14 protein-coding genes are annotated in these 14,110 nt (G+C 68.6%); all 14 read right to left on the bottom strand.

Annotated features, from left to right (window positions below):
- Nucleotides 1-92: 92 nt before the first annotated feature.
- On the bottom strand, nucleotides 93-632 hold the full coding sequence (locus AB0H42_RS23240; RefSeq protein WP_357059008.1) for a hypothetical protein: 540 nt from the start codon (nucleotides 630-632) through the stop codon (nucleotides 93-95).
- On the bottom strand, nucleotides 629-1,246 hold the full coding sequence (locus tag AB0H42_RS23235) for a hypothetical protein (protein WP_357059005.1): 618 nt from the start codon (nucleotides 1,244-1,246) through the stop codon (nucleotides 629-631). Before AB0H42_RS23235 ends, AB0H42_RS23240 begins: the two co-directional genes overlap by 4 nt.
- Nucleotides 1,247-1,290: 44 nt before the next feature.
- A complete protein-coding gene (locus tag AB0H42_RS23230; protein WP_357059002.1) occupies nucleotides 1,291-2,439 on the bottom strand; it encodes a C40 family peptidase in 1,149 nt (382 codons plus the stop codon).
- Between the two features lie 68 nt (nucleotides 2,440-2,507).
- The gene (locus tag AB0H42_RS23225) at nucleotides 2,508-3,500 is read right to left on the bottom strand and encodes a hypothetical protein (RefSeq protein WP_357058999.1); all 993 of its coding nucleotides are present in this window, start codon (nucleotides 3,498-3,500) and stop codon (nucleotides 2,508-2,510) included.
- Between the two features lie 507 nt (nucleotides 3,501-4,007).
- Nucleotides 4,008-5,696, bottom strand: a complete 1,689-nt coding sequence (locus AB0H42_RS23220) for an acyl-CoA dehydrogenase family protein (protein ID WP_357058996.1) — start codon at nucleotides 5,694-5,696, stop codon at nucleotides 4,008-4,010.
- A gap of 215 nt (nucleotides 5,697-5,911) precedes the next feature.
- Nucleotides 5,912-7,621 carry a hypothetical protein gene (locus AB0H42_RS23215; protein ID WP_357058993.1) on the bottom strand — a complete coding sequence of 570 codons (1,710 nt, stop codon included), beginning with the start codon at nucleotides 7,619-7,621 and terminating at the stop codon, nucleotides 5,912-5,914.
- Nucleotides 7,618-9,090, bottom strand: coding sequence for an SCO6880 family protein (locus tag AB0H42_RS23210; protein WP_357058990.1), 1,473 nt, complete (start codon nucleotides 9,088-9,090; stop codon nucleotides 7,618-7,620). Before AB0H42_RS23210 ends, AB0H42_RS23215 begins: the two co-directional genes overlap by 4 nt.
- The gene (locus tag AB0H42_RS23205; protein WP_357058987.1) at nucleotides 9,087-10,541 is read right to left on the bottom strand and encodes a hypothetical protein; all 1,455 of its coding nucleotides are present in this window, start codon (nucleotides 10,539-10,541) and stop codon (nucleotides 9,087-9,089) included. The genes AB0H42_RS23210 and AB0H42_RS23205 overlap by 4 nt, the downstream gene beginning before the upstream one ends.
- Nucleotides 10,538-11,353, bottom strand: a complete 816-nt coding sequence (locus tag AB0H42_RS23200; protein WP_357058984.1) for a hypothetical protein — start codon at nucleotides 11,351-11,353, stop codon at nucleotides 10,538-10,540. Before AB0H42_RS23200 ends, AB0H42_RS23205 begins: the two co-directional genes overlap by 4 nt.
- A 16-nt stretch (nucleotides 11,354-11,369) precedes the next feature.
- Nucleotides 11,370-11,987 (bottom strand): hypothetical protein, encoded by a 618-nt coding sequence (locus AB0H42_RS23195; RefSeq protein WP_357058981.1) that lies wholly within the window; start codon nucleotides 11,985-11,987, stop codon nucleotides 11,370-11,372.
- Nucleotides 11,988-11,999: 12 nt separating this feature from the next.
- Entirely contained in the window at nucleotides 12,000-12,236 is a 237-nt protein-coding gene (locus AB0H42_RS23190; protein WP_357058978.1) for a hypothetical protein, read from the bottom strand.
- Nucleotides 12,230-13,060 (bottom strand): alpha/beta hydrolase, encoded by an 831-nt coding sequence (locus AB0H42_RS23185; protein WP_357058975.1) that lies wholly within the window; start codon nucleotides 13,058-13,060, stop codon nucleotides 12,230-12,232. The genes AB0H42_RS23190 and AB0H42_RS23185 overlap by 7 nt, the downstream gene beginning before the upstream one ends.
- A 101-nt stretch (nucleotides 13,061-13,161) precedes the next feature.
- The gene (locus tag AB0H42_RS23180; RefSeq protein ID WP_357058972.1) at nucleotides 13,162-13,449 is read right to left on the bottom strand and encodes a hypothetical protein; all 288 of its coding nucleotides are present in this window, start codon (nucleotides 13,447-13,449) and stop codon (nucleotides 13,162-13,164) included.
- A complete protein-coding gene (locus AB0H42_RS23175; RefSeq protein WP_357058969.1) occupies nucleotides 13,446-14,108 on the bottom strand; it encodes a hypothetical protein in 663 nt (220 codons plus the stop codon). Before AB0H42_RS23175 ends, AB0H42_RS23180 begins: the two co-directional genes overlap by 4 nt.
- Nucleotides 14,109-14,110: the final 2 nt, after the last annotated feature.

Genomic DNA, 14,110 nt, shown 5'->3' with positions numbered 1-14,110 from the left:
TGGGCCTGCTGGCGCACCAAAACCACCTACAACCCCGCCGCGCACGGCGCGGCCGAACAGTCGATCGCGGCATAGGGGTTGACTCAGGGAACTCATGACCGCACCCCCAGCCCCGACAGCAGCCATGGCCCACCCGAGATCCGGGTGGCGCTGGCGTAGACGGTGAACACGACCGCGGTCTCCTGGGCCGGGTGCATGCGAACCGCGAGAACACGATCGGCGGTTGCGACGCTGTCGGCGGGGTGGTCGTCACCGGTGACCATGACATTCGTACTGATCGGCATCTGCTGGTCACGCCATCGTTGCCATTGGCCGGTGGTGATCGGCGCCCACGCCCCGGCCGGCGGTTCGGCCTCCGTCGCGAAGCGATCCTGCAGAAGGGGGCGGGCACGGGTGAACGCGGCTCGGGGGCCGCTGTCGCCGGCTGGCCGGTAGTCGAAGATCGCGGCCACCGCGGCCTGCAATACCGCTGGGGCCGAGCACGGGTCGATGTGCTCGTACGGGGCGGCGAACCCGGCGACCGGGCATACGTCGCCGCGTTCGATTTGGTCGGGGTTCGGGCTCGTGCTGCATCCGGTGGCGGCGAACGCAGCCACGACTACCGCGGCGGCAAGGAAGGTGGTGTGGTTCATAGCGGGTCCCGACTGTGGTGGAGGGTGGACAAGTCGCAGGTGTGCCAGTCGACGACGTCGGTGTCGTGGCTGTGTTCGGCGGCGGGATTGTGCAGCGCGGTCACTGTCGTTTCGAGCACGAGCGCGGCGGACAGTGCTTCGCGGTGCAGGGCCTGCTCGTCGAGGCCGCGGCCCCGCGCCAATCGAAGATCCACGGTCGCCGCGTCGGCACCGAGATGTTCGCGGGCACGTCCAGCGAGCCAGATCGCGTGCTGCGCCGAGATCTGGGCGGCGTCGATCCCCCCGAGCCGACCGGGGAACCGGTCACGCCAGATAACCTGCCCGTCACCACGGCACACGGTGAACCCGGACAAGGTCGCCGCCGACCACACCGTCACGCGGGGCCCGCACCGTGCCGCGGCCGCCACCCGCTGTGCTGTGTCGCGGTCGGCGTCCTCGACCTGGCGCAGTCCGTCGTAGTCGATGCCGCCGATATCGAGCAGCGCGTCGACGAACCGATCGAAGCTGTGCGCATCGGTGAACCGGTGCGCGGACGCGACCCGGTCGAATTGGCCGGTGTGGGTGAAGGTGTGCAACTCGCGGAGCCGTACCCGCACCACCATCTCCGGGGTCACCGCTCCCCGATGGTTGCACCGGTGTAAACGGTTCGGTCTATCGTTCATACTGTCCGTCCCCTCGGTCCCGGCTCCGGGCTCTGCCCGCGTTCACCGCCGCCGGGTGGGGTGTAGCGGCGCACGTCCATCCGCTCTCCCGCCCACCCCGACAGGGATGTCACAGTGACGTTCTGCCCTGTGGTTGGAGCGTGCAGGAGGAGGTCTTGCCCGTCCTCGCCACGGCCGTAGTAGATCCCGACATGATGGGAGTCCGAACTGCCGGGCGAGGTGAAAAAGATCAGGTCACCGGGAGCTTTTTCGCCGAACGGAACCGGTTGGGCGCTGGGATGGTCCTGCTGAGCCTGGGTGTAGTGCGGCAGCCGGATCCGGCCGTGGGAGGCGTGGTAGATCGCATACAGGGTCAGCCCGGAGCAGTCGAACCCACCGTCGGTGGGGCCGTCGGTGTCCCCGCCGCCCCAGACATATGGGAGCCCGAGCCAGCGTTCGGCGTGCTCGATGACCGCTCGCCCGAACTCCGAGTCCTGCGCGGTCAACGGTGCCCCGGACCCGGTGGTGCCGCATCCTGGTACCGCGCCACCGGCTGGTCCGGGGGTGGCCGGGCCCGGGTCGATGTCGGCGAACATCGCATACAGCTGGCGGGCCAGATCCATCTGTGCGCCGTAGGCGTTCGGGGCCGAGCGTTCGATGGCCTGCGCCAGTTCCGGCGCTGACATCTGTGTCGCGGCCGCGCCGAGGGCTGCGGCTCGGTCGTAGAACCAGTTGATCTGCCAGGTCGGGTTCATCAGGTTCGCGAGCCCGGCGTGGCCGCGGATGCTGACCCGGATCTGGTGGGGGCCGACCGAGTCGTGGTCGGCGCCGACCCCGTCGTTGGCGTAGTTCAACGATTCCGGCACATTGGTATTGGCGAGGTTGCGGAAGCTCGATTCGGTTGCCTGGGCAGCCAATTCGGCCACGATCACCGTCTCGGGCATTCCCCGCCGGATGCCGATGATGACCCCGTCGCGGGCCAGCCGCAGCTGCGATTCCGACAGCCCGGCCGCCGACGCGCCAGTCTCCCCACCCATCCCGGCCGCGGCGGAGGGGGCCATGGCGCAGGTGACCGGCTCGTCGACGGCGACCAGGATGATCAGTAGCAGGAGCATCACCACCGGGATCCCGATCGTGGTGGCGGCCACCGTTTTCGTCGCGTCCATCGGCTACCGTCTCGCCGTTCCGCGTCGCCACGAACCGCTACTACCTGCGGGTGCACGCACCACCGGGTTCATAGCTCGGGTCCGTACTCCGTGCTCGGCCCCGGCGGCAGCAACGGATCATCGGCGGGGTCAACGGCTCGGTATTCCGAACCCTGCCCGGTGACCGTGTCCGCGATCAGCTGGTCCATCCCTGCCCCGCCGCGGATCTCCGGCGTGTCTGCGGTGTGCTGGTGCGCGCCCGCTGGGGTCTGGTCGGCTGGCCTCGGCGACACCGCCGGCTCTGGTGCTTCGAAGGTCGAGGACGTACCCGATCCGGTGGTCGGTGCCGTGTTCTGCATCAAACCCGCAGACTGTGCCCAGGCAACGAACGGGGAGCGTTCCCGGGCACCGGGGGCGTCGCGCTGCCGATTCAGCTCCTCGACGAGGTTGTCGGGAATCTGTGCATACGACGAGATCGCGTCGATCGCCTCGGCAGGGTCGGTGATGTCGTCCGGTTCACTGCCGACATGGACACGGACAACGGGTTCTCCCTCGGCATCGGTCCCGTCGAGGACCTGCGCGAAAAAAGTTCCCAGCCCCCGATCCCAGCCGATGACTATGTCGCGGCCGGCCACACCGTCCTCACGTGGAGTGAGCCGAATCCGGTTCACGGACCCCGAGCGCGCGGCAGGCCCGCGCTCGGGGTCCGTGGGCCACTCCGGGCGGGTGCCGGTCCCGTGCATCCTCGCGTGCAGTTCCTCGACGGTGGCCCGGATGTCGGGTGCCAGCGGTGCGATGATGCCTGCGCTGTTTTCCTCCATGGTCATTGCCACCGGCCCGTACCAGCCGCTCGGGTGCTGGTAGCCCAGGCGGGCGAAGACCTGATACGCCAGCGGGTTCGGGGCCAGATCGGGGTCGGAGAAGGTGTCGGCGAACCATGCCCGCACCCGTCCCATACCTTGGGTGCTCGAGTCGGGCATATGAGCCCGGATGGCAGCCTGCACCCCCTGGCCGGGAGCGAAGGAATCGTAGACGACCGTGCCATCGGGGTGCAGTACGACAAGGTCGGCGTCGCGGCTCATCGACTCACCCCCTGCGCGGCAGGCGGGTGACCGGACTGTCTCGCGGCCGGCGCTACCGGTGCCGATACCTCTGGCACGACACGGCAACCGAGAAGGCGGACCGGACCGGTTCGTGTCGGCTCGGGTTCCCGGATTGCACTGCCGAGTCGGGGATGGCCGCGCCGAGGGTGCACGGTGTAGTTCATTGCAGAGTCCCTTCCGGTAAAGTTGCTAGAGCCGCACGCAGTACTGCGTGGAGGCCCATCCGGGCCCAGGCCAAGGAGAAGCGTTGCTGTCGTAGCGGGTGGTCTCTCCCGCCGCTTCCGCGACATCGGCAGCCGGGGTGCGCATGGCGCGACAGGCACGTAGATCTGCCGCATGCCGGTGTAGGTTCTCGCCGGACTCTGTGGTCGGGTGTCTGGTGGCCTGGGGATTCGCTGGACCTTTTCGCCGACTTTGCGGTTCAGAATCTTCACCGCCCCCGCGCTCATCAGTTATCGTCTTTTCGACCGGACCGAGGCGGTGCTGTCAGGCCGGCACTGCGGGCGGTGTGCCGAATCGATCGCTCCAGCCAGCGAATTCGATCCACCACCGGACGTAGTCACCGGCCATCGGCGCCGGCAGGGAGTCCGGCAGCGCGAAGGACTTCGCCAGCAGCCGCAGATGCGGCTCGACGCCGTACTGGTGGGTGAGCAGTTCGCTGTCGATGACCGCGGCATAGCTGCTGGAAATGCACTCGTTCGCGGTGAACCACAGCGCGTGCTTTTTCACCTTCCGTAGCGCAAAGGTGGCAGCCAGGTCGGTGAGAAGCTGATGGGCCACCGGATCGCTGACCGATTCCGTGGCAGAGACCATGGCGTCCACCGCGATCCGGTCGGCCACCGCCGCGGCCAGCTCCATGGCCGCGTTATCGGGTTGACCGGACACATCGATCCCGATCGTCAGCAACCGCTCGCGCTCGGTGAGCAGGCTCTGCCACCACGTCTGCGCCCCCGCAGAATCAGAAGGACCGGCCAGAAGCCGGCCTCGGCGTTGCAAGGCTCTGCCCGCAGCGCCCAGCAGCGCCGACGTGGCGCCCTCCGCGGTCAAAAGTCCTTGGCATGCGGCGATGTAGTCGACCAGATAGTTGGCGCGCAGTATGCCCTGTGCTGCGCAGGCCTGCCGGCAGGCCTCGAGGATTTCCCATGCCGAGTGGGAGGTGATCGCTTTGCCGAGCATCCCCCACAACGCGGCCTCAGCTTCATCGCCGCTCCGGCCCTGGGTGCGTGCCGTGGTGGACAGGCAGGTCATCGCCCACGCCTCCGACATCGCGTAGACGAGTTTGCGGGCGATGTGGTCGCGGCTGATCATCGTCTTCCCCGGGCCGACCATGCGGGCGCTGGCGTAGGGGATCGTCAACGCCAGCCCGGCTCGCGCCGCCGAGACAGCGGCCCCGCCCATGCTCAGCCGCGCCGGGTGCAGCGGGCTGGTGGTGCGGGCGAACCGCTGACCGAGGGTCAGCTCGCAATGAAATCCGCCCTGGGAGTCGAAGGCCGCCACATCGCCGCACAGCAGCGCCGATTCCGGCAGAATCGCCGCGTCGAAGCGGGTCATCCCGTGGTCCATCCACAGCCCGTAACCGGTGTCGGGCAACGTCATCATCTCCACACCCGCAGCGAGGCCGTCGTGGGTGCGCAGCTCCATCAGGAACGGCCACACGCCTTCGTCACGGCCCTCGACGATCAGCCGCGCCACCACGATCACGATCTTCGGGACGCCCCCGGCGGCAGTGTTGGGCATGAACTTCACGCTTTTCGCGGTCGGGCTGTCGATCCGATAGGTGCGGGAGTGCGGCTGCCACGTGGCGGTGGTCTCCAGATGGAAGGCATCGCTGCCGTACCCGAGTTCGGTGAACATCGCGACACCGGCCGCGACGCCGGTATCCAATCGCGCGAGACACTTCTGCTGGTAGGCCGATCCATCACCGAGACGATGGATCGCGGCGAGGGACAGTTTCATATGCCCCGACAGCAGCGACCACAGCCGCGGCGCGACCGCAGCCGACCAGTCGAACAACGCATCCGACTCGCGTGGGTCGGCCTCGATCGCCCACGCCGACCCACCCAACGCCTCGATGGCTCGCGGCAACAGCGTGAAGCTGTAGAGCGCTTGCTCGGCCTGCGCCAGTCCGGAAACCGGCACATCACCCAACCCGGTCAGCGCGTCACGCACTCGCATATGACGTGCGAATGCGCGGGGGTCGCCGAAGAGCACGCGCCGCAGGGACGCCGTCGGCTCCGCAACGGAGCCCGGCTGCGGCGACCTCGACCTGCTACCGACTCGGGCAGCCTCACTATTTGGGGATTTCATCTATGTGTCCTTCCGTGGGATTGGTGGGATGTGAGCGCTGTGCCATGAGGCCGCGCTGCGAGAGGGGCGTCGATTGCTCCGGTTCACCCGCCTCCGCTACTGGGCAGGTTCTCGAACCGACGGTTGGTGTTGTGGATGTCAGCGCTGCGTTCGGTCGGGGTGAATTCCAGGCGGAACGGCAGTCCGGGTTCGCCGGATTCACCGGTTTTCAGCAGGAAGCAGCCCACCCCGGGTGCGGTGTCGGCCCGGGTGGGGTCCAGGTCGTCGTCGCTGGGGGGACGTGGCGCGGCCCAGGAGGTGACCAGCAGTTTTTCGGTGTCGGTGATGCCGACCGCGCCCCGCAGCCGGTCGATCTCGTCAGGGCCGACAGGGCCGATGATTTTGGCGCGGGCGCGTTCGAAGAACCCGAGCGCTTTGGCTTGGGCAGCGGGTGAGTCGAACGCGGAGAGGTCTTTGACGGTGTGCGAGCACATGATCAGCCCGGTACCCAAGGGCCGGTTGAGCCGGGTCAGGGCATCGACTCGGTCGACCATGAACTCCCCGACCCCCAGCACTCGCCAGATCTCGTCCATGACGACCTCGAACACCCGCGGTGGCGCGAGGCCGGCGTCGGTGAGGGCGTGGGCGGCCGCGACCGCGCCGAATCCGTCGGACCAGCACACCATCAGGACTGCGGCCAGCAGTTTGGTGTCGCCTTCAGGGATGCGCGACACATCCATACACACGGCCGGGGAGGCCAAGTCGAGACGGGTGGCGGTGTGCCCGTTGAACACCGCCCCGAACGGGCCCTCGACCAGGGCACGCAGCGACCGCCGCAATGTTTTGGTGCCGGCCCGGTAGGCGGCGGTGTCGTCCTCCTCGGCGAATCGGAGCAGCCGCTCGGCACCGCCGGAAATAACTTCCAACAGATCGGCCAGTAACGGCGGCCGGTCGTGGGTGAAACCCCCGCTGGGGCCGTAGAGTTCGCGCAGACCGGCGGCGAGCAGGGTTTCCTCGTAGTCGGCGACCCGCGAGCCGCGGACCAGTTCGATCAGTCCGGCCACGATCTGGACCTGTCCGGCCTCCACGCGCGCTGCTATCCGACGCCGTTGATCGTGGTCGGGGAGCCGGTGCAGGATCTGCCCGAGCGCCCCGACATCGAGCGGGTTGATCGTGCCGTACCCGTACCCGAGTTCGACCACCTGCCCGCCGAGCCGCTCCACCAGATCGCGATAGTCGGGCTTGGTATCCCCGAGACACAGCACGGTCTCCCCCGCAGCGACCGCACCGGTCACCAGCCTCCGGATCAGCGAAGACTTACCGAAACCGTTCAACGCCAGCACGAACGCGATCGGAGAAGTGATGAACCCCTTGAGAAACCAGCTCATCGGATCGAAATGCACCGGCGCGCCGGTGATGTAATGCCTGCCGACCGGGGTGCCGACGGTCGGGGCGCTCGCCCCGACCGCGAACGGCCACAACCCGGCAACCTGGACCGTGGTCGACCGCCATTCCGGCATCCTCGGCACCACCGACGCACGGCCCCCACCGACTCCGGTGAACCCGCGGTCGGTCGCCGAGGCCCGCGGCCGTTCGAAGCCGTCATCGACGGTGAGCAGATCCCGGCCGGTGGCATTGGCGCGGCGGTGGTCATCGCTGGACAACTTCAATCGTGCCCACCAACCGCGGAGACCGTGCCCGGAGGCGGCGGTTTCGGTCTCGGCGCGGACTGTTGCGGTGAGTACGCGCACCCCGGAGATGACTTCGGTGCGGGCCGGTCGCGGCGCCTTCACTCGCTTGGTGAACCCGTTCACATCGACACCTGCTTGGAGATCGAGGCGTGCGCGGGCAGGATCAACCCGATTCCCAGCGACGCCGCGAATGCCGAGGCCTGGCTGCCGTAGCAGCGGCGAACCCCGAGCCGGGACGCCGCGGCCATACCCTGCACCGAGGCCTCGATGCCGGGTAGATCGGCGTCGAGGTGATCGGAGACGGTGACCAAGAGGCCGAACCGGGTCAACCCTGCACCGCGGGCCTGCTCGTCGCGGGCGGCGCCGGTGTTACCGACCCGGATGCGGGCTGCCGCCGAGGAGATGCCGCGTTCGGTTTGTTCGGCGGCGACCGCGTCCCGGAAATCGGAATCGACCAGTGTGGTGGCCTCGGCGGCCGAATGCAGCCGGTAGACGATCGCGACCCGTTTGCGGGGCACATCCGCGCGCGGGCGCAGCAGCTCCTCGAGGACGTTTTCCATCACCGCCCCACGCGGGGCGGCGTCCATCTCCCAGGTGATCGACCGCGCCCCGTCGTGCACGTAATGATCCCAGCGGTCGAGGTGGGCAAGCGGGCCCACACTGTCCCAGGATTGGGTGGTGGTGATCGCGGGGCCCGCGGTCTCTACGTCGCGCTGGGAGGCCAGGTCGTAGCGGGTGCGCACCAACCCCAGCACTTCCCACGCCTGCAGCGGTGTCGCTGGAAGCCCTGCACGCGCCAGCTGGGACAGCACGCCCTGTAAGCGTTGCCCGATTTCGCGGGCCTGTTCGGCGGTGTCGCGTCGGATGCGGCCTCGCCCGATGGCGCGATAGGTGACCGCGATCCGGGCTTCGATCCGCACCCCGACCCCGCCGCTGTCGGCGGCGGCTTCCCGCATCACCGCTTGCGCATACTCCGGCGCGTTCGGGCGCACCAGCCGGCCGACTTCCCGGGCTTGTTTGAGCCGAGTCTCGACCACGTTCTCCAGGACCGCGGTCACCGCAACGACTTCCCCGCCGCGGGACTGGGCGGCCAGGAACTGGCCGTAGCCTTCCACCCACGCGTCGATCCGATCCTGATCGACCAGTTCTTTGCCGCGTGGTACCACACGCAGCACGACCGTGTAATGGTCACTGCGGCGGATGTGCAGCATCGCAAACCGTTTCCCGCCTGGGGTCTCGTACTCGGCCAGTCGTGAATCAGCCAGCAACCCGGGCAGTTTCGCGATCCCCGGGATCTTCGCGAAGCGGCCGGCCCGGTAGATGTGCTCGCCGCGGGCGCGGGCGGCAGCGAACTGGGCCCGCAACAGCAGCAGTTCCCATCCGGTGCGCCCACCCCGGGTCACCGCGAGCGGGGTGAACACCACCGCCGCAACCGCCAGCAGGATCCCGGCCACCGACAGCGAGCGGGTGATCATGAACCCGACCATCACCGTGATGATCAAGCCCAGCCCGAGCAGCGAAACCCCCCAGGTGAGCCCGAAAAACCCTGCCGATCGTGGTTTCTCCCACCGCCCGTAGACACGTGTCGTCACCGTCGCACCTCCCCCGGTCCCACCGCATCCGGATCCCATTGATCCCCTGCCGCGCCGCGGGTGTGGGAATCGATCGCCGACACACCACGCTGTGCCGCGTCGGTCACCGCTTGGGCAGCCATGACCGCGGCACCCGCGGCGCCGGCACCGGCGCTCGCCCCACCCGAACCACTCGCCGACCCGGTCGCGCCCGCTCGCTGCGCACCCGGGGCTTTCGCTCCACCACCGGATCGCGCACCACTGGTGGACCCGGCGGAGGGCGGCGCGCCGCCCGAACCGCCGCCACCGGCTCTTCCCCCGCCCGATCCCAGACCGCCGGAGCCACCGCCGTCGCCCATCGGGCGTCCCCCGCCGCCTCCGCCGGAGGGGCTGGGCGCCGAGCCGCCGGACTGTGTGCTTCCGGGAGAGCTTTCGCCTTCGGTGACCTTGCGGCCGTTGGAACGGCTTCCGGTAGAAGCCGTCGCGATACCGACGGCGCCACCGGCAAACGCTGCGGCCGCACCGCCCCCTCCGCCGAGAACCGAGACTGCGGGTGCGACCAGCCGGATCAGCGCCGGCAGCACGATCACCGACAGGATCATCAGCAGCAGCCCGAGAAGAATCAGATGGGGATCTTCGCTTCGGCCGGCGGCGGTGAAAGCGATCGCATACACCAGTGCTCCCACCGGTTTCCACAGAACGAACGCCAGCGACCAGCTCAGCAGCTTCTTATAGGATTGCGACCCCGGTCCCGTACCTGAAGCCGCAGCAGCCAGTGGGATCACCGCCACGGTCACGATCAGAAGCACTTGGCGGGTCACGAGCATGACCAGTTGCACCAGCATGCTGATAATGCCGAACACAGCGAGAATCAGCATGACGCCGATGCTGATCGTGCCCAATCCGGCACCACCGGTCGTCATCTGTATCTCGGTCAGCCGCTTCATGGCACCGTCGAAATCGCCGCGGGTGGAGGTGAAGATGACCCAGTTGGAGAATTCGTCACCTGCCCGCGTTCCGGCGGTGATCACCGCGGCAAACAGCATGGACGCGAATACAGCGCGCACCAGCATCACGAAGGTCTCCTGCGCTTCACCGGCCACACCGCCGCGTTTCGCCAGGCCCAAACGTGCTGCGGCGAACAGGATTCCCGCAGTCAGTAGCAGCACCTGTAGTTCGGTGGTGTAGCCGCGAATATCGGCAAGCACCGGGCCGGGTCCGCCTCCAGCAGTCGTCAGCTCCGGTGACGGGAACACCGTCCACCAGGTCAGCACCACGCGCGCTATCTGGGCGAACCCCTCGACGAACTCCCCGGCCAACTTCTCCATCGCCGAGGTGGCGACCTCGGGCAGTACCGCACCGCCGACGTCGCACGCCACCGCCGGGAGTCCGGGCAGGTCGCATACGTCGGGTATCGGAAGCTGTGTCCGCCCCACGCCGACACTGATAGTTCCTGTGATCGAGGTGGTCACCGCGACTCCTTCCAGGATCCGAATCCGGCGAGTGTGTAGACCGGTGTGCTAGGACCCCAGAGGGTTTCGATGTTGTCGACGCGTACTTTCCAGTCGCCGTCGACCCACACCATCGGCCAGGTGGAAACGGCGTAGCCGTCGCGGCCTTCGAGGGCGAATTCGACCACGGCGAGATCGGGTTGGTAGCCGGGCCGGACTCGGACGCCGTCGGGCACGGTGACGTAGCGGGCCGCCTCGGGTGTGCCGCCGCGGGATCGTGCGAAGCGGTCGAGCAGGGGTTGTCCACCGCCGTAGAAGCGGTCCGCCACGACCTGCTGCCACGTTCCCTCCGGTGCGGCCAGGGCGCGGGCGAGTGCATCCGCCGCCGCCAACGCTGCGCCTTGCGGGGTCCGGCTGAATCCGGTGGCGACACCATCGGTGATCTGGGCAGGGCCGTCACTGCTCGATACCGGGGCCGCCGCGCCGCCCCAGATCCGCTGCCACCGCAGCTCTGCCGGAGGGGCAGTCAGATAGTCGGCCCCGGCCGGGTCCGGACGCGCTGCCGGGTTCTGGGCCTCCACAACTCCGGCGGGATGGGCTGGGACCTCGAGGCGATTGCCGAACAGGTCGGTTGTCGGAGGCTCGGTGGATGGCGTTGCCGGCTCGGACGTGCCCGATGGTGCCGGCGCGGTCGCGTCGGGTTCGGTGGGGGTGGAGGTGGTGTCGGTGCGGGCCTCATATGGATCGTCGTTGGTGAGGGTCCAGGTGAAGGCGCCGATCACGATGAGTGCCAGGAAGCTCGACAGGGCGATCAACAGGCGCTTCGATGTCACAGCGGGGTCCTCCTCCTTATCGGCGTGGCGTGAGGGTGGTCAGGTCGTGGGGTGGAACGGTGATGGCGGTGACCGGGCTTTCGGCCGGGTTGTGGGGGACTTCGAGTCGCCAGTCGCCGGTGTGCCACACGACCCGGGTGCTGTGGCGGGTGGCGGAGTTGTCCGGATGAATCGCGTAGATCTGCACGTCGGCGGCAGTGTCGGTGTAGCCGGTAATCCGGTAACCGAGGATCTTCGGCGGTCCCTCGGAGATCGGGGCCGTGATCGAGATCTGTGCCCTGGCAGTGGCCCAGGCGTCGCGCCCCGGTCCGGGTGCCAGCATCTGCTGCCCCACGCGTGGCCACTGGGTATCGGTGGCCAGTGTCATGCGCACACTGGCGTGGATAGCCGCCAGCGCGGCACCCGCCGGGTTTCGGTCGAAGCCGGTCGCGACCGCACCGTCGATGCGGTCCGGTCCCTGGTCGGCGATCGGCAGGTCGACGCCGTGGAAAATCTCCCAGCGCAGGCTGCTCGGTGACCGCACCTGCGAGGTCGGTGGTGCGGTCACCGGCGCGGGATCAGGGCCACTGCAGGCGGCCAGTGTCGCCGCGCACAGCATTCCGGTGACCAGAACTCGCAACGATCGACGTGTCATAGTGGCGTGTTCCTATCCGTTGGGCAGGACGGCGATCGCGATGGCGCTGGCCGACCCGATGAGTGCGGCTCCGAGCAGGGAGCCGAGGAGTCCTTCGATGCCTTCCTCCCGGTACAGGCGCACGCATAGCTGACCGCCGACCCAGATCAGACGGGCGATACACGCCAGCAGCACGCACCAGGCCAGCCAACCCAGCAGCTGGGTGATCGGGGTGAGCACCTGCGGGGGTAGCGGTTTCGCGGTCACCATGGCTCGCCTCCGTCCTGGAGGTGAGTGCGGTAGGCGACCTCGAGGGCAGCCAGGATCGGCTGGCTCGCCCGACGCGGGTCGGTGTGAGGCAGGGAGTGCCCGGCACCGGGCACGCAGTCGTGGTCGGCCCATACCCGCTCGGCCAAGGCTCGGCAACGGCGCGGGGACATCAAAGGGTCCAGGCCGCCGGTGAGCATCCAGGTCGGAATGCAGCGCCACACGCTCAGCGTGGTGTCGGTCAACGCCGGGGTGCCGTAGGTGGCCGCCACCGACGCGCCCTGGTTGACGTGAACACGCTCGGTGAGCGGGTCGTTCACTCCGTGCCACGGCCGCCCGGAGTCTCTGGGGGTCCGGTAGAAGTGGTTCAGCAGTTCTTCTTGCACCCGCCGTGCGGGATCGACAGGGATCTTGGGGAATTCGAGCGCGGGGTTGAGCAGCACGATGCCCGCGACGGTGCGGGCCCGGCGTGGATATTCCCCGATCCACGACAGCACCAGCCGGACCGCGGCCGAGTGCGCGACCACAACAACCGCTCCGCCGGCCTGGTCCAGGACCGCATCGAGGTCGCCGGGACCGCTGGCGGTGAGCGAGCCGCTGGTGGTGTGACTGGCGGGGCGTTGGGGGTAGGTGAGTTGGCTGATGCGTCCGTCGAGGTGGGTGTGCAGGTGGACGGTCAGCGGCCCCCAGTAGCCAGGACTGGTGAACGGGTTGTGTAGATAGACGATGGTGACCGGACCGGTTTCCGGTCCCAGGCGGGAGACCGAGAGGCTGGCACCGTCGGGCGTGGTGATGGCAGCCCTGTGCGGGTCGGGGTGGGTGATCATGAGAGTCCTTGGAAGATCAATGCTTACGTCCGAAGCCGAATGCGCACTGACCGGCCTGTGACGCGGTGAGGAAGCGATTGCTGCGATGGTGCGGGCGAATCTCATCCGCCGCCCCCGGTGACGACGGCGTTCATGATCCCTCCGGCGCTGGTGGCGATGATTCCCCCGACGAGCGCAGCAAGGATGATCTTGGGGGATTCGACCGCGCCGCCGTGGAAGCGTTCCCACCCGAATTTGCCGCCGGCGTAGATCAGGGCGGCGATCCCGGCGAGCATCACCAGCCACGACAGGTAGTTGACGAGGTTGACCAGCTGCGCCGAGCCCGGGGGTGTGACCGGGGTGATGTGGATCTGCTGAGCGAATACTGCGACCGCAGCGATCGTGGTCATATCTGGTGCTCCTGATCATCACGGGTCGGGGGCAGTGCCTCGGTGCGGGTGACGGCGAGCCGGCTGATCAGGTCGGCCCCCACCCGATGGACATCAGCAGGCACGGTGTCGGTCAACCGGGAACGCCGCGGCGGAGCCGGGTCGAACGGGGCGTAGGAGGCGAGTTCGTCCAGTTCCCGGACGACCAGTTCGTCGTGCCAGCCGATGCGATACACCTGTGGAACCAGGTCGGTGACGGTCGAGGCGTAGCGGCGCACCGCAGCCGGGGTGGCACCTGGCCGGGCGGCGGTGAGCACCAGCCCGAGTAGCGAGACCCCGTCAGGGGCGAGTCCGGCGTGCCATTCACGCAGCCGATCCGCCGCGGCGGTCAGGCCCGGAATGCACAGGCGGGCGGCGATGACGACCTGCTGGGTGGTGCGCGGGCTGGCAGGCCACGCCAGGCCGGTGTCGGCCGCAGGTGCCCACCAGCGGGCCAGGGTCGACGTACCGGCGCCGCCGTGGGCACCGAGCACGGCGAACAAGGGCGCGTGGGGGCCGGTGGTCGGCAACGGATTCTCGCGCACCGGCGCCCGCCGCTGCGGGGGTGGGGCGGCAACAGTGCCCGGGTCCAGGCCCCTGGCGGGTCTACTGGGCGGGCGGGTTTGCAGGGCACCGGTCATGA

The sequence above is a fragment of the Nocardia sp. NPDC050799 genome, assembly GCF_040654015.1.
In the GTDB taxonomy this organism is placed as follows: domain Bacteria; phylum Actinomycetota; class Actinomycetes; order Mycobacteriales; family Mycobacteriaceae; genus Nocardia.
The sequence above is the reverse complement of the archived record's forward strand: the minus strand, read 5'-3'. Positions and strand labels throughout refer to the sequence as shown.